This is a genomic window from Mumia sp. Pv4-285 (assembly GCF_041320275.1).
Taxonomy (GTDB): Bacteria; Actinomycetota; Actinomycetes; order Propionibacteriales; family Nocardioidaceae; genus Mumia; species Mumia qirimensis.
Genome location: NZ_CP162023.1, coordinates 1 through 15,207, shown reverse-complemented (window position 1 = coordinate 15,207; position 15,207 = coordinate 1). Strand labels below are relative to the sequence as shown.

Below are 15,207 nucleotides of genomic sequence, written 5' to 3'. Positions count from 1 at the left end.
CTATCGTTCCTGGCATGGCAACCTATCGACGCTTCGTGGCACTCGGTGACAGCACCACGGAGGGCGTCGGCGACGAGCCGTACGCCGACGGTTCGCCGCGCGGCTGGGCCGACCGTTTCGCGGTGCTGCTGTCGGAGGCGGACCGGACAGTCGGCTACGCCAACCTCGCCGTACGCGGCAAGGTGACGGCCGAGGTGCGCGCGGAGCAGCTCGCGCCTGCACTCGCCCTGCGTCCCGACCTCGCCAGCCTGGTCGTCGCCATGAACGACCTGATCCGGCCGACGTTCTCCGCCGACCGCATCCTCACCGACGTCGACGCCATGGTCGGCGCCCTGCGGAGGCAGGGATCCGCGGTCCTGGTGATGACGTTCCCCGACCTCTCTGCCGTCACGCCGATCGGGCGGGCGATCTCCGGCCGGGTGATCGCCCTCAACCGCGGGTTCCGTACGATCGCCGCCCGCTACGGCGCGACGCTCCTCGACATCGGGGCGGTGCCGGCGGCGGGCGATCCGCGCGTCTGGGCGGACGACCGGCTCCATCTCAACCCTGACGGCCACGACCTCCTCGCCCACGCGATGGCGTCGGCGGCAGGGCTGCCGGGTGCCGGCGAGACGTGGCGCGATCCGTTGCCGCCGCCGTCGCGGCGTTCGGTCCGGACCAGGGTCGCCACCGAGGTGGCGTGGTCCCGCAACCATCTCGGACCGTGGCTCGGGCGACGGATCACCGGTCGGTCGTCAGGCGACGGTCGTACGCCGAAGCGCCCGCAGCTCGAGCCGGTCGTGGTCGGCTGAAGACTACGAGGCAGTGCTGTCCCGTACGGACGAGCGTGACGAGGGGCAGCAGGTCGGCACAGCCCAACGGCACCCCGTACCGTCGGCGGTGTGAAACCGCTCCTGCTTCTGAGCATCCGTGAGGACGACGATGCCGCGGACGAGGAGTACGCCGCCTTCCTGCGCTTCGGCGGGCTCAGCGAAGCATCGCTGCGGCGCGTCCGGATGGAAGCAGCCCCGCTGGGCGCGCTCGCGCTCGACGACTACGCGGGCATCGTCCTCGGAGGCGGTCCGTTCAACGCGAGCGATCCCGAGGATGCCAAGTCCGCCGTGCAGAGCCGCGTCGAGCGCGAGCTCGCCGACCTGCTCGACGTCGTCGTCGCGCAGGACATCCCGTTCCTCGGCGCGTGCTACGGCATCGGTGTCGTGGGGACGCACCAGGGCGCGACCGTCGACCGGACGTTCGCCGAACCGATCGGCTGCGTGCCGGTGACCCTGACCACGGCCGGTCGCGAGGACCCGGTGTTCTCAGCGCTCCCGGACACGTTCGACGCCTTCGTCGGCCACAAGGAGGCGATCAGTGTGCTCCCGAGGACTGCGGTCGTTCTGGCCTCGTCCCCAGGATGTCCCGTGCAGGCGTTCCGGGTCGGGCGGAACGTCTACGCGACGCAGTTCCATCCCGAGCTCGACGTCGACGGCCTGTGCACCCGGATCACGACCTATCGCCACCACGGCTACTACGACCCTCCTGAGCACGATGCGCTCCACGCGATGGCGCGTGCCAGCGTCGTCGTCCACCCGACGAGCGTCGTGCAGCGCTTCGTGGCCGTGGCCCGAGGTTCGCGAGCTCGACGCGCGGTGCCGTGAGCCCACCCGGCCGCGAGACGACGAACACCCTCGGCCATCGGCCAAGGGTGTTCGTCATGCGTCTTCGGTGGAGCTGAGGGGACTCGAACCCCTAACCCCCTGCTTGCAAAGCAGGTGCGCTACCAATTGCGCCACAGCCCCGGACGGCGCCGGCGCAAGGTGCGCCTGGCGGTCAGTCAGACCTTGTCGGTCGTGTCTGCCCACGGCTGAGCAGTGCTCCCGGCCTTCTTCTTCCGGTTCACCACCACGAAGAGACCAGCAGCGGCGACAGCGGCGATCACGAGCTTCTTCATCTGACACTCCTCTAGGTGGGGGTCGAGTGGGCCTAACAGGACTTGAACCTGTGACCTCTTCCTTATCAGGGAAGCGCTCTAACCAAGCTGAGCTATAGGCCCTCGGTCTCCGATGCGGTGAACCGTCGGAGACTTTACCTGGTGCTCGGGCGCCCGCCCAAATCGGGGTCGGGCAGCACCAGGTGACGTGTCACTCGTCCTCGGCGAGGGTGACCTCGAAACCACCGAGGAGCTGGGCCGCGAGGTTGTAGAGGAAGGCTCCGACGGTGGCCAGCGCAGTGATGAGGATGACATCGATGGCCGCGATGACGATGGTCAGACCGATGATGCGGCCGAACCCGACGTACTCGCCGATGTCGAACGCGTCAGCGTTGTCGTTGAGGACCGTCGCCACGGTCGAGTTGATCGCGTCCCAGACGCCGGCGGCGCCGAGGACCGCCCACACGAGCGTGACGGCGACGACCGTGACGATCCCGAGGGCGATCGCCAACGCGAACGACATCTTCATCACGGACCAGGGATCGACGCGGTGGACACGCAGGCGTGCCTTCCGGGTCGTGCCCTTGGCGGGGGCCTTCTTCTGGGTCGGAGCCTCGTCGTACGGCTTGGGCCGGCGCTGCTTGCCGGTGCGGGCCTGCTCGGCCGGGGCCACGGTCGGCACCGACACGACGGGCTGGCTCACCGTCGTGGCCTCGGAGGCCTTGGCCTCGGCCTCGGCGATCGATCCGGCGGTCTGGACGGGGGCCTTCGGCGTCGCTGAGGTCGACTCGTCACCCTTGCGGGCGGCGACGGCGCCAGCGGAGGCTGCCGCCGCGGCAGCGCCTGCCTGCACGGCGGGCTTCTGACGCGAGTCGGGCGCCGGCGCGGACGGCTGGCCCTGCTGTGCAGGGGCCTGGGCCGGCTTGGCCGGGTTCGGCTGCGCGGGCTTCGGCTGCTGCGGGGGCGCCGTCTGCTGCTGAGCCGGGCCACCGGGCCGCTGCGCAGGCGCAGCACTCGGCGCACCGGTGCGGCCCTGTCCCTGCGGCGGGGCGGGCTGGGCCGAACGTGGAGCGGGCTGCTGCGGCGGCTGAGGAGCAGACGGCGTTGCAGTCGGTGCGGGCCGTTCCGGGGCCGCCGGGGGCGGAGCCTGCTGCGGTCGGCCGTTCGACCCTGCCGGGGACGCCGACGGCGTCGGCGGGGCAGGAGGGCTCGAAGGCCGCTGCGCCGGACGACCCCCGTTCAGGCTCCCTGGCGTGGGCTGAGCGGGTCGACGCTGGCCACCGTTGGTGGCGCTGCTGTCGGGCGCGCTCTGCCGCGGCCGCTCGGGAGCCGAGGGGTTCGGCTTGCGGTCCGTCATGCTTCCTCCTGGGCGTCGGGGGCGTTGGTCTCGGGCTCCGTTGCCTCGACCGTCTCCTCGGCGTCGGACTCGTCGACAGTATCCAACAGTGTCGAGTTCTCTTCATTCCGCGCAAGGGCGACCACTTCGTCGTCCCCCTTCACGCCGACGAACTTGACGCCCATCGTGTCACGGCCGGTAAAAGTCACGTCGGCGACGCGGGACCGGGTGACCTGGCCGCTCGCCTTGATCGCGATGATCTCGTCCTCGTCGTCGACGACCATGGCCCCGACAAGCGATCCGCGCTCGTCCTGGAGCTTCATGGCCTTGATGCCGAGACCGCCGCGTCCCTGGACCCGGTACTGCCCGACTGGGGTCTTCTTGGCGTACCCGCCGTTGGTGGCGGTGAAGACGAACTGCTCGTCCTCGTGCGTCCCCGGCTGGATCACGGCCATCGAGAGCAGCTCGTCGGTCTCGCGGAACTTCATGCCGGTGACGCCGGACGTGGCCCGGCCCATCGGACGCAGCGCGTCGTCGTCCGCCGTGAATCGGATCGACTGCGCCCGGCGGGAGAAGAGCACCAGGTCGTCGTCCGGGCTCACGAGCTCGGCGCCGACCAGCTCGTCGTCGGGGTCGCGGAAGTTGATGGCGATCACGCCGGCCTGGCGCGGGCTGTTGTAGTCGGCGAGCCGCGTCTTCTTGACGAGGCCGTGCTTGGTCGCGAGGACCAGGTACGGCGACTGGAAGTAGTCGCGGATCGCCAGCACCTGGGCGATGCGCTCGTCCGGCTGGAACTGGAGAAGACCGGCGACGTGCCCGCCCTTGGCGTCTCGGCCTGCCTCGGGCAGCTGGTACGCCTTGGCGCGGTAGACGCGGCCGGCGGTGGTGAAGAAGAGGATCCACTGGTGGGTCGTCGTCGCGAACAGGTGGTCGACGATGTCGTCACCGCGCAGCGTGGCACCGCGGACGCCCTTGCCGCCGCGCTTCTGCACGCGGTAGAGGTCGGTCTTGGTGCGCTTGACGTAGCCGCCGCGGGTGATCGTGACGACGACGTCCTCGTCGGGGATCAGATCCTCCATCGACAGGTCGCCGTCGGCGGGGATGATGCGCGTACGGCGGTCGTCGCCGTACTTCTCGACGATCGTGGTGAGCTCCTCGGCCACGATCGAACGCTGGCGCGTGACGTTGGCGAGGATGTCCTTGTAGTCGGCGATCTCGGACTCGATCTCGGCGAGCTCGTCGATGATCTTCTGGCGCTCGAGCGCGGCAAGGCGACGCAGCTGCATGTCGAGGATGGCGCGAGCCTGGATCTCGTCGATCTCGAGCAGGCGGATCAGCCCGTCGCTCGCATCCTCGGTCGTCTGGCTCGCTCGGATGAGCGCGATGACCTCGTCGAGCATGTCGAGCGCCTTGACGAGTCCGCGCAGCACGTGGGCGCGCTCCTCGGCCTTGCGGAGGAGGTACTCGGTGCGACGCCGGATGACCTCGACCTGGTGCTCGATCCAGTTGGTGATGAACTGGTCGAGCGTCAGGGTGCGGGGCACCTCGTCGACGAGCGCGAGCATGTTGGCCGAGAAGTTGGACTGCAGCTCGGTGTGCTTGTAGAGGTTGTTGAGCACGACTCGCGCGATCGCGTCGCGGCGGAGCTCGACGACCAGGCGGCGTCCGACGCGCGAGCTCGACTCGTCACGGACGTCCGAGATGCCCTGGACACGACCCGAGTTGACCAGGTCGGCGATCTTGGTCAGCAGGTTGTCGGGGTTGACCTGGTAGGGCAGCTCCTTGACGACGAGCTGGATCTTGCCCTTCGAGTCCTCCTCGATGTCGACGACGGCGCGCATCGGCACCGAACCACGACCGGTCCGGTAGACGTCCTCGATGCCCTTGGTGCCGACGATCATCGCATTGGTGGGGAAGTCGGGGCCCTTGATGCGCTCCATGAGTGCGTCGAGGAGCTCTTCGCGCGACGCGTCAGGGTGCTCGAGCGCCCAGATCGCTCCCTCGGCCACCTCGCGGAGGTTGTGCGGCGGGATGTTGGTCGCCATGCCGACGGCGATGCCGGCCGAGCCGTTGACGAGAAGGTTCGGGATGCGTGCTGGCAGGACCGTCGGCTCCATCGACCGGCCGTCGTAGTTCGGCGTGAAGTCGACGGTCTCCTTGTCGATGTCGCGGACCATCTCCATCGCGATCGGCGCGAGTCGGCACTCGGTGTAGCGCATCGCCGCGGCGTCGTCGTTGCCCGGCGAACCGAAGTTGCCCTGGCCCGCCACCATCGGGTAGCGGAGCACCCACGGCTGCGCCAGGCGTACGAGGGTGTCGTAGATCGCGGTGTCGCCGTGCGGGTGGTACTGACCCATGACGTCACCGACGATGCGCGAGCACTTGCTGAAGCCACGGTCGGGGCGGTAGCCGCCGTCGTACATCGCGTACAGCACCCGGCGGTGCACCGGCTTCAGACCGTCGCGGACGTCGGGCAGCGCGCGGGCGACGATGACGCTCATCGCGTAGTCGATGTACGACCGCTGCATCTCGGTCTGCAGCTCGACGCGTTCGATCCGCTCCGGCGGCATGGGGGTCTCGGTCACGAGAGGCTTCCTTCGTACGGGTCAGTCTGTGTGGGTCAGTTCGTGCTCGATGACTGTGCTTGTTGTGGACACCTGTTGCGGGGCTCGGCTCCGGATGGCCGCTCGTTCCTCGCGCCCATCTCTCCGCCTCACTCCTCTCAGATGTCCAAGAAACGCACGTCCTTCGCGTTGCGCTGGATGAACGCGCGTCGCTGTTCGACGTCCTCGCCCATTAGCACGGTGAAGATCTCGTCGGCGTTGGCGGCGTCGTCGAGGGTGACCTGACGCAGGATCCGCTGCGCCGGGTCCATCGTGGTCTCCCAGAGCTCGTGGTCGTTCATCTCGCCCAGACCCTTGTAGCGCTGGACCGGAGCTTCCTTGGGGAGGCGCTTGCCGGCTTCCTTGCCGGCGGCGAGCAGCGCATCGCGCTCGCGGTCGGAGTAGGCCAGCTCGGGGGCGGTGTTCGACCACTTGATCTTGAACAGCGGCGGCTGGGCGAGATAGACATAGCCGCCGTCGATCAGCGGCTTCATGAAGCGGAAGAGCAGCGTGAGCAGCAGCGTCGAGATGTGCTGGCCGTCCACGTCGGCGTCAGCCATCAGCACGATCTTGTGGTAGCGCAGCTTGTCGATGTCGAAGTCGTCGGTGACACCGGTGCCGAGCGCGGAGATGATCGCCTGGACCTCGGCGTTCTGGAGGATCTTGTCGATCCGGGCCTTCTCGACGTTGAGGATCTTGCCGCGCAGCGGAAGGATGGCCTGGATGCGGGGGTCGCGCCCGCCCTTGGCGGAGCCGCCGGCGGAGTTGCCCTCGACGATGAAGACCTCGCACTCCTCCGGGTTGCGCGAGGAGCAGTCTGCGAGCTTGCCGGGGAGACCGGCGCCGCCGAGGAGGCTCTTGCGGTTGCGGGCGAGATCACGCGCCTTGCGGGCGGCCATGCGGGCGGTGGCCGCGTCGATGCTCTTGCGGACGATGATCTTTCCCTCGGCGGGGTTCTGCTCGAACCACGCACCGAGGTGGTCGTTGGTGACCGTCTGGACGTAGGACCGGGCCTCGGTGTTGCCGAGCTTGGTCTTGGTCTGTCCCTCGAACTGCGGCTCGGCGAGCTTGATCGAGATGATGGCGGCCAGGCCCTCACGGATGTCGTCACCCGAGAGGCGGTCCTCCTTCTTCTTGATCAGGCCCTGGTCCTCGGCGAACTTGTTGACCGTGTAGGTCAACGCCGAGCGGAAGCCCTCTTCGTGGGTGCCGCCCTCGTGGGTGTTGATCGCGTTGGCGAACGTGTGGACCGACTCGGTGAACGAGGTGTTCCACTGCATCGCGATCTCGAGACCGAGGCCCGCGTCGGGGTTGTGCGACTCGAACGCGATCACGTCGCGGTTCAGGGGGGTGCGGTTGCCCGTGTTGATGTGGTGGACGTAGTCGATCAGACCGTCGTCGTACTTGAAGCGGCGCTCCATCGCACCCTCGGCGGTGCCACCGATGGCACTGTCGTCGGCGGTGATGTCCTGCGAGGCCTCCGCGCTCTGCAGGGCGTCGGCCACCTCGCCCGCCGACGGTCGCTCGTCGCGGACACGGATCTCGAGGCCCTTGTTGAGGAACGCCATCTCACGGAAACGGGTGGCGAGGGTCTCGAACGAGTACGTGGTGGTCTCGAAGATGTCGTCGCTGGCGTAGAACGTGATGATCGTGCCGGTCTCGGTCGACTCCTCGCCCCGCTCCAGCGGCGCGTCCGGGACGCCGTACGTGAAGGACTGGCGCCAGACGTAGCCGTCGCGCCGGACCTCGACGAACAGCTTGGTCGACAGCGCGTTCACCACGGAGACGCCGACGCCGTGCAGACCACCCGACACCTTGTATCCGCCGCCGCCGAACTTGCCGCCGGCGTGCAGCGAGGTCAGGACCAGCGTCACCGTGGGGATCTTCTCCACGGGGTGCTCCTTCACCGGGATGCCTCGGCCGTCGTCGACGACCTTCACGCCGCCGTCGGCCAGGAGCGTCACCTCGATGAGATCGCAGTAGCCGCCCATCGCCTCGTCGACGGAGTTGTCGACGACCTCCTGGACCAGGTGGTGGAGTCCACGCTCACCGGTGGAGCCGATGTACATGCCGGGGCGCTTGCGAACGGCGTCCAGACCCTCGAGGACCTGGATGTCCCCGGCGTCGTAGGAAGATCCCGAAGGTGCGGGGCCGGTCTCTGGGGTGGGGATCGACTCGCTCACAGCCGGGTGGCCTCCTTGTGGTCGTCGGCACAGCGTTCACGGAACTCGCAGACGTCCCGACCTTGGCGGCTCGCTGCCGGGGCGAGCGCGGTCGGGACGCGACTGATCCAGTGTAGCCGGTTGAGGCCCTTCTACAGGCATCCTCCTCGCTGGACTGGGGGCGGCAGCCAGGCGAGGAGGGTTGTGAGAGGCCACAGAGGGCGTCTGTGGTCGCCTGGGACCCGTCGACCGATGCCCTGTATGCGCCCCTGGTCCGCCGAGGACCGCACACAGGCCCTCACACAGACCCGCTCTCGGGATGCGGCTCTCGGACGAAGTTGCGTGATGCGGCAAGGTAGATGGCATGGCACCATCGACGGTCGCGCCCGCGCCGTCCGCGTCGCGCACCCCTGGACGCGGGCGGACCATCGCTGCTGCCCTCGGGCTGCTCGTGGTCTCGGGCACGAGCCTCTACCTCGTGGTCTCCTACCTGCTGGAGACGCGTGCGGGCCAGCGCCTCGACCAGTCCGCCATGGAGGCGGTGTACGCCCGGCGCGAGGCGCTCGAGCACCTTCTGTCGGTCCTCGGCTACCTGTCGATCGGCACGATGGCTGCCGCCATGGCCGTGCTGGTCGCGATGGCTGTCATCCGCCGCCGTTTTGCCGCGGCGCTCGGTGCCGTCGCCCTGCTCGTCGGCGCCAACGTGACGACGCAGCTCCTCAAGCGCGCCATCCTCGACCGCCCGGACTACAGCTACGGGTGGCACGTCAACAGCCTCCCGAGCGGTCACACCACCGCAGCGATCTCCCTCGTCCTCGCAGCACTCCTCGTCGCACCGGTCGCGCTCCGCTGGCTGGTGGTCATGGCAGGTTCGGCCGTCGTCGTCCTGACAGGCGTCTCGACCGTCGTCGCCGGCTGGCACCGGCCGGCCGACGTCCTGGCCGCGCTCGCCGTCGGTCTCCTCTGGGGTGCCGCGGTCGTTCTCGTCCTCGCGTCCCGACGCGGCGGCCCCCCTGCAGGCACGTTCCTCGGCTCGCTCGGCCTCGCGCTCCTCGGTGCTGCCGCCGCGGGCGCCGCACTCCTCGTCATCGGCGTACGACCCGACGGCGGCTGGTCAGGACTCGGACCCGCCGCAGGAGTCATGGCCATGCTCGGCTTCGCGACCGCGCTGTCGGTCGCGGTGTTCGACAGGCTGTCGTCGGTCTTCGCGCGCTGACGCGCGGCGCCTGCTCACCCGTAGGTGTCTCGGGGGCCGCGTCCGCGGACTCGCAACGCACCCTTCGCCCAGGTCGGTCCTTGGGGACCGCGGACGTTGATCCGCGTGACCGTACCGTCCCCGAGGCGCTCGTTGAGCCGGCCGACGACGGTGGGTGCGAGCAGCCGGAGCTGGGTCGCCCACGCCGTCGAGTCGGCGAGCACGGTGAGCTGTCCGTCGTCGTACGCCTCCGGTCGGCAGTGCTCGGCGATGTCGGAGCCGACGATCTCGGCCCACCGGCCGAACAGCCCGTGCACGGCGACCTCCGTGTCCCACCCGTGCTCGCTGACCAGGCGGTCGAGCGTCGACTCGAGCAGCTGCGGATCCCGGTCGTCCGGGTGTGCGCCCGACGCACTGGGCGTGGTCCGCTTCCTGCGACGCGGGCGGCCCTTCCCGCCACGCGGGGCTGCCGGGCCGATGCCGCGGTAGGAGCGGGCGATGCTGCGCGCGAGCTCGATGCCGTCCGAGCGGTGCTCCGGCTCGGCACTGCCCGGCTCGGGCACGTCGCCGCGCTCGGCCGAGGCCGCGCGGTCGGGGTCGGCCGTGCCGTCGTCCGGCTGCGCCTGGTCCTCAGGCATCTGTCGCCTCCTCCGCGCGCGTCGCCGTGCCGGCACCGACGTCGTACCGCCGCCCGCGAAGCCCTGCGGGCACGTCCTCGGCGACCGCGGCCGTCACGAGCACCTGCTCCGCGTCGGTCACCCGCGCGGCCAGGTGCGATCGCCGGTCACGGTCGAGCTCGGCGAACACGTCGTCCAGGATCAGGATCGGGTCGTCGCCGTCGGCGCGCAAGAGGTCGTACGACGCCAGGCGCAGTGCGAGCGCGAACGACCACGACTCGCCGTGGCTCGCGTACCCCTTCGCCGGGAGGTCCCCGAGAGAGAGCACGACCTCGTCACGGTGGGGGCCGACGAGGCTGATCCCCCGGTCGATCTCGTCACGTCGGCGCTCTCGCATCTCGGCGGCCATCGCCTCGCGGAGGACGTCGCGGTCGCGCGTGTCGGGATGCGCGAACGACGGCTTGTACGTCGCCACCGCGGCGATGCGCTCGGCGGCCGCCGACGCGGCGACGTCACGGTACGCCTCGGCGAGGTAGGGACCGAGCTCGTCGAGCAGGGCGAGACGGGCCGCAAGAAGCTCGCCGCCGAAGGTCGCGAGCTGGCCGTCCCAGACGTCGAGCGTGTCGAGCGCGCCGCCCCCGCGTCCGGCCTGCCGTGCGGTCTTGAGCAGCGAGTTGCGCTGTCGCAGCGCGCGGTCGTAGTCGGCGCGCACACCGGCGAACCGTGGTGAGCGCAGGACCAGGAGGGCGTCGAGGAAGTGACGCCGGTCGCTCGGGTCACCCTTGACGAGGCGAAGATCCTCGGGAGAGAAGACCACCGACCTCAGCCATCCGAGCAGGTCGCGCGGGCGGGGGAGCGGGCCGCGGTTGACCCGCGCCCGGTTGGACCGGCCCGGCGTGATCTCGATCTCCAGCAGCGCCGCGCGGTCGCCTCGCTCGACCGACGCACGTACGACCGCACGCTCGGCTCCCACTCGGACCAGGGGTGCGTCGGCGGCGACACGGTGCGATCCCAGGGTCGCGAGGTAGTCGATCGCCTCGACCAGGTTGGTCTTGCCCTGACCGTTGGCGCCGATGAAGGCACTGGCTCCTGGTTCGAGGGCGAGCTCGAGTTCGGGATAGGAACGGAAGTCGTGGAGCGAGAGGTGGGTGACGTGCACGATCCTCTGGCTACTCCGACTTCACCGCGTGGCCGCCGAACTGGTTGCGCATCGCGGCGATCGCCTTCATCGCAGGCGAGTCGTCCTGTCGCGACGAGAACCGCGCGAAGAGGGACGCGGCGATCGCGGGCGTCGGCACGGCGTTGTCGATCGCCGCCTCGACCGTCCACCGGCCCTCGCCCGAGTCCTCCGCGTAGCCGCGGATCTTCGCGAGGCCAGGGTCCTCCTCGAGCGCCTTGACCAGCAGGTCGAGCAGCCAGGAGCGTACGACGGTGCCCTCGCGCCACGAGCCGAACACCTCGGTGACGTCGTCGACCAGGTCGACCTTCTCGAGGAGCTCGTAGCCCTCGGCGTACGCCTGCATCATCGCGTACTCGATGCCGTTGTGGACCATCTTGGAGAAGTGCCCCGCGCCTACGCTGCCCGCGCGGACGAACCCGGTCGTGGGGCTCGGACGGAGCGCGTCGAAGGCCGGCTGCACCTTGGCGATGTCGTCGGGGGCACCGCCGACCATGAGGGCGTAACCCTCGGTCAGGCCCCAGACGCCACCGCTCACGCCGCAGTCGACGAACCCGATGCCCTTCTCGGAGAGCTCGCCGGCGTGCCGGAGGTCGTCGGTCCACCGGGAGTTGCCTCCGTCGACCACGACGTCGCCTTGCCCGAGCAGGTCACGGAGCTGCGCGATGGTCTCGTGGGTCGGGTCACCAGCAGGGACCATCACCCAGAGGACCTTCGGCGAGGGGAGCGCCTCGACGAGTGCTCCGAGGGACGCGACGTCGGCGAGGTCCGGGTTGCGGTCGTACCCGACGACGGTGATGCCGGCTCGGCGCATGCGCTCGCGCATGTTGCCGCCCATCTTGCCCAGACCGATCAGTCCGATGTCCATGGCTCTCCTTCGTGCTGGGTACGGGTCCTCGAGGCTGCACGCTCAGGACGTGCGGGTGCTGTGGGGGAGGTCAGCCCGGCAGCCGCATCGGCATGATGAGGTACCGGAAGGACGTGTTGGGCTCGCCGCCGAGCTCCTGGACGCCGGCCAGCGTCGCCGGGCGGCTCGCCTGCGTGAACGACAGGTGGACGGCCGGCTCCGTCATGACTTGGAGGCCCTCGAGGAGGAACGTCGGGTTGAAGCCGACGACGATGTCGTCACCGTCGACGCGCGCCTCGAGCGTCTCCTGCGCCTGGGCGTCGTCGCCGCTGCCCGACTCGAGCAGGACCTGACCGTCGGAGAACGTGAGGCGGACCGGAGTGTTGCGCTCGGCGACCAGTGAGACTCGACGCACCGCGTCGATGAGCTCCTGGCGGTCGACGTAGGCGACGGTGAGCGCGTTGGCGGCGAACAGCTGACGCACCTTCGGGAACTCGCCCTCCAGCATCCGCGTCGTCGTGCGGCGCGTCCCGGAGGACGTCGAGCCTTCGAAGCCGATGAGTCCCGGACCCTGATCGCCCGTGGCCACGGCCATCGTCAGCTCTCCGCCCGCGGTGAACGACTTGGCGATGTCGGACAGGGTCTTGGCCGGCACGACCGCCGTCGCGGAGGCGTCTGGCGACTCGGGGAACCACGACAGCTCACGCAGGCTGGCCCGGAAGCGGTCGGTGGCGAGCAGCGAGATCGTCGAGCCCTCGAGCTCGATCCGGACGCCGGTCAGGAGCTGGAGCACGTCGTCGCGGCCCGCAGCGGCGACGGCCTGGGCCACGGCCGTGGCGAAGTCGTCGGAGCTCACGGTGCCGGACGACGTCGGCATCGTCGGGAGCTGCGGGTAGTCCTCGACCGGCATGGTCTGGAGGCTGAACCGGCTGCTCCCGCACACCAGAGAGACCTTGGTGCCGTCCACGGAGACGTCGACCGGTCGAGCCGGGAGCGACTTGCAGATGTCGGCGAGGAGTCGGCCCGAGACGAGAGCGCGCCCGTCGTCGGCGACGTCGGCGTCGACGGTGGAGCGGGCCGAGGTCTCGTAGTCGAAGCCCGAGAGGGCGATGCCGGCGTCGGTGCTCTCGACCATCAGGCCGGCGAGCACGGGGACGGTCGGGCGGGTCGGCAGGCTCCGAGCCGTCCAGGCGACTGCGTCGGCCAAGGCGTCGCGGTCGATGCGGAACTTCACAGCGATGTGCCTCCGGACGGGTGGTCCCGGCCACGACTCGGCCGAGGGAATGACATGTTTCCTGGAATCCTGCCACGGCTGCGGCTCCGGCGACCACTCAGGGATCTTGTCATTCGTCATCCCCAGGTTCGGCCTGTGGATGACTTCGAACGAATCTCGAGAGATTGATGTTCTCACCATAGGAGTAGGTCCTGTGCACGACGTGGATAACTGTTGTCCTTCCAGGTCAGGGCGGCTTTTTGCCTGCGCGAACGATGTGGACGACGCAGCGCGTGGCTGTGTGGACCGGTGGACGACGAGACCGGCCTCCCCAGGGCGTGCACCGTTGTGAGCAGCCCTGTGCATGAAGTCGTGCCGTTATCCCCAGGTGTATCCCCAGGTGTGGGTAGTTCAGAAAGACAAGAAAATGGGGCCGGTACGGGTGTCGTACCGGCCCCATCGGGTCGTTCGCGCAGCGATGGTGAACGCTCTCGCGGAGTCTGACGAGCCTCAGCCGGCCTGGCGCGCCTGCTGCTTGATGCGGTTGGTGAGCTCGGTGACGTGGTTGAAGACCACGCGGCGTTCGGCCATCAGTGTGCGGATCTTGCGGTCGGCATGCATGACGGTGGTGTGGTCTCGCCCGCCGAAGTGCTGCCCGATCTTGGGCAGGGACAGCTCGGTGAGCTCCCGGCACAGGTACATCGCGATCTGCCGCGCCTGCACGAGGCCGCGGGACCGGCTCGCGCCGCAGATCTCCTCGATCGAGTACTCCAGGTAGGAGGCCGTCTGAGCGATGATCAGCCCCGCTGTGATCTCGGGTTCGCCGCCCTCGGGGATGAGGTCCTTGAGGACGATCTCTGCCAGTGGCAGGTCGACGGCCTGGTGGTTGAGGCTGGCGAACGCGGTGGCACGGATGAGGGCGCCCTCGAGCTCGCGGATGTTGGTCTGGATGCGGCTGGCGATGAACTCGAGGACCTCGGGCGGCACCGTCAGCTTCTCGATCTCAGCCTTTTTGCTGAGGATCGCGATGCGTGTCTCGAGGTCCGGCGGCTGGACATCGGTGGTGAGCCCCCATTCGAACCGGCTCCGAAGGCGGTCCTCGAGCGACTCCAGCCCTCGTGGCGGGCGGTCCGACGTGATGACGATCTGCTTGTTCGACCCGTGGAGCGTGTTGAACGTGTGGAAGAACTCCTCCTGGGTCTGGATCTTCCCTTCGAGGAACTGGATGTCGTCGATGAGGAGGACGTCGGTGTCGCGGTACCGACGCTGCAGTGCCGGCATCTTGTCGTCGCGGATCGCGTTGATGAAGTCGTTGGTGAACTCCTCGGTGCTGACGTAGCGCACACGTGCGTTCGCGTAGAGGCTGCGCACGTAGTGGCCGATCGCGTGGAGGAGGTGCGTCTTGCCGAGGCCCGACTCGCCGTAGATCATCAGCGGGTTGTAGGCCCTGCCGGGGGCCTCGGCGACGGCGACGGCGGCTGCGTGCGCGAAGCGGTTGGACGATCCGATCACGAAGTTCTCGAAGTGGTAGCGCGGGTTGAGACGCGTCTCCGCCGCGCGCACGTGCTGCGGGGGGCGGGCCTGGCTGGTGGTCGGGACGAAGGCCGGGGTCGAGTCCTCGAGCAGCGACGGCTCCGGATCCGCAAGCTGGCGGTGCGGCGAGACGTGCGGCGCCGGCTGCGAGAGGGACTGCGCGGCGGGGTCCGTGGCCTCGGGGATGCGGGGAGCCGGCGTCGGCTCGTACGCCTCCCGCTGGACCGGCTCACCCAGCCGATCGATGTCACTTTCGCGCTTTGTCGACAAGACGATTTCTTCGTCGTCCTGCGGCTGCGACGCTGGAAGCACGTCGGGGTCGACGGTGACGGCGATGCGGATCTCCCGCCCGAACGAGTCCGAGAGTGCGCGCTCGAGCTGGGGGCGCAGGCGCGCTTCCATCTGGGTCCGCGTGAAGTCGTTGGGGACTCCCACGAGCAGCGTGTTCTCGTGCAGCGTGATCGGGACGGAGCTGGTGACCCACGCTCGGGTGGTGACGGGCAGCACCTCCGTGATCGCGTTCCACCGGCTGCGCAACGCCTCGGCGTCGCCTGTGTCACTCGATTGAGGCTCGGGCTCCTGCCGGTTGCTGGGTGGCGTCAGCTGGTCGTCCAT

General features: G+C 69.3%; 11 protein-coding genes and 2 tRNA genes. 3 read left to right on the top strand and 10 right to left on the bottom strand.

The genetic code is table 11. The annotated features are described in order from the left end of the window. The first annotated feature begins 14 nt into the window (after positions 1-14). Both AB3M34_RS00065 and AB3M34_RS00060 read left to right on the top strand, forming a co-directional pair. Positions 15-791 carry an SGNH/GDSL hydrolase family protein gene (locus tag AB3M34_RS00065; RefSeq protein WP_370617038.1) on the top strand — a complete coding sequence of 259 codons (777 nt, stop codon included), beginning with the start codon at positions 15-17 and terminating at the stop codon, positions 789-791. Positions 792-881: 90 nt separating this feature from the next. Continuing rightward, complete coding sequence (locus AB3M34_RS00060) at positions 882-1,637, top strand: glutamine amidotransferase (protein WP_370617037.1); 756 nt, start codon at positions 882-884, stop codon at positions 1,635-1,637. 68 nt (positions 1,638-1,705) lie between these two features. Here AB3M34_RS00060 and AB3M34_RS00055 read toward each other — a convergent pair. The 5 genes from AB3M34_RS00055 to gyrB form a co-directional block, all read right to left on the bottom strand. Next, a tRNA-Ala gene (locus AB3M34_RS00055) sits at positions 1,706-1,778 on the bottom strand. Between the two features lie 179 nt (positions 1,779-1,957). Beyond that, positions 1,958-2,032: transfer RNA gene (locus AB3M34_RS00050), tRNA-Ile, on the bottom strand. Positions 2,033-2,120: 88 nt separating this feature from the next. Continuing rightward, positions 2,121-3,266 carry a DUF3566 domain-containing protein gene (locus AB3M34_RS00045; RefSeq protein ID WP_370617036.1) on the bottom strand — a complete coding sequence of 382 codons (1,146 nt, stop codon included), beginning with the start codon at positions 3,264-3,266 and terminating at the stop codon, positions 2,121-2,123. After that, a complete protein-coding gene (gene gyrA, locus AB3M34_RS00040) occupies positions 3,263-5,815 on the bottom strand; it encodes a DNA gyrase subunit A (RefSeq protein ID WP_370620099.1) in 2,553 nt (850 codons plus the stop codon). The genes AB3M34_RS00045 and gyrA overlap by 4 nt, the downstream gene beginning before the upstream one ends. A 152-nt stretch (positions 5,816-5,967) precedes the next feature. Then, positions 5,968-8,031 (bottom strand): DNA topoisomerase (ATP-hydrolyzing) subunit B, encoded by a 2,064-nt coding sequence (gene gyrB, locus AB3M34_RS00035; RefSeq protein WP_370617035.1) that lies wholly within the window; start codon positions 8,029-8,031, stop codon positions 5,968-5,970. Between the two features lie 343 nt (positions 8,032-8,374). On the opposite strand from gyrB, the gene AB3M34_RS00030 reads away from it, so the two are divergent. Then, positions 8,375-9,226 (top strand): phosphatase PAP2 family protein, encoded by an 852-nt coding sequence (locus AB3M34_RS00030; RefSeq protein WP_370617034.1) that lies wholly within the window; start codon positions 8,375-8,377, stop codon positions 9,224-9,226. A gap of 14 nt (positions 9,227-9,240) precedes the next feature. On the opposite strand, the gene AB3M34_RS00025 is transcribed toward AB3M34_RS00030, so the two are convergent. The 5 genes from AB3M34_RS00025 to dnaA all read right to left on the bottom strand — a co-directional run bounded on the left by AB3M34_RS00025 (position 9,241) and on the right by dnaA (position 15,207). Next, positions 9,241-9,843 carry a DUF721 domain-containing protein gene (locus AB3M34_RS00025; protein WP_370617033.1) on the bottom strand — a complete coding sequence of 201 codons (603 nt, stop codon included), beginning with the start codon at positions 9,841-9,843 and terminating at the stop codon, positions 9,241-9,243. Next, positions 9,836-10,981: a DNA replication/repair protein RecF gene (recF, locus tag AB3M34_RS00020; RefSeq protein WP_370617032.1), complete on the bottom strand. Its 1,146-nt coding sequence runs from the start codon at positions 10,979-10,981 to the stop codon at positions 9,836-9,838. The genes AB3M34_RS00025 and recF overlap by 8 nt, the downstream gene beginning before the upstream one ends. A gap of 10 nt (positions 10,982-10,991) precedes the next feature. Next, positions 10,992-11,867 carry a phosphogluconate dehydrogenase (NAD(+)-dependent, decarboxylating) gene (gene gnd, locus AB3M34_RS00015; protein ID WP_370617031.1) on the bottom strand — a complete coding sequence of 292 codons (876 nt, stop codon included), beginning with the start codon at positions 11,865-11,867 and terminating at the stop codon, positions 10,992-10,994. 70 nt (positions 11,868-11,937) lie between these two features. After that, positions 11,938-13,080 carry a DNA polymerase III subunit beta gene (gene dnaN / locus AB3M34_RS00010; RefSeq protein ID WP_370617030.1) on the bottom strand — a complete coding sequence of 381 codons (1,143 nt, stop codon included), beginning with the start codon at positions 13,078-13,080 and terminating at the stop codon, positions 11,938-11,940. Positions 13,081-13,569: 489 nt separating this feature from the next. Then, positions 13,570-15,207 (bottom strand): chromosomal replication initiator protein DnaA, encoded by a 1,638-nt coding sequence (gene dnaA / locus AB3M34_RS00005; protein ID WP_370617029.1) that lies wholly within the window; start codon positions 15,205-15,207, stop codon positions 13,570-13,572.

Excerpts from the sequence above, each read along its gene's own strand:
- AB3M34_RS00030 (WP_370617034.1), top strand. The coding sequence starts at position 8,375 with ATGGCACCATCGACGGTCGCGCCCGCGCCGTCCGCGTCGCGCACCCCT.
- gyrA (WP_370620099.1), bottom strand. The coding sequence starts at position 5,815 with ATGCCGCCGGAGCGGATCGAACGCGTCGAGCTGCAGACCGAGATGCAG.
- gnd (WP_370617031.1), bottom strand. The coding sequence starts at position 11,867 with ATGGACATCGGACTGATCGGTCTGGGCAAGATGGGCGGCAACATGCGC.
- dnaA (WP_370617029.1), bottom strand. The coding sequence starts at position 15,207 with ATGGACGACCAGCTGACGCCACCCAGCAACCGGCAGGAGCCCGAGCCT.
- AB3M34_RS00025 (WP_370617033.1), bottom strand. The coding sequence starts at position 9,843 with ATGCCTGAGGACCAGGCGCAGCCGGACGACGGCACGGCCGACCCCGAC.
- AB3M34_RS00065 (WP_370617038.1), top strand. The coding sequence starts at position 15 with ATGGCAACCTATCGACGCTTCGTGGCACTCGGTGACAGCACCACGGAG.
- AB3M34_RS00045 (WP_370617036.1), bottom strand. The coding sequence starts at position 3,266 with ATGACGGACCGCAAGCCGAACCCCTCGGCTCCCGAGCGGCCGCGGCAG.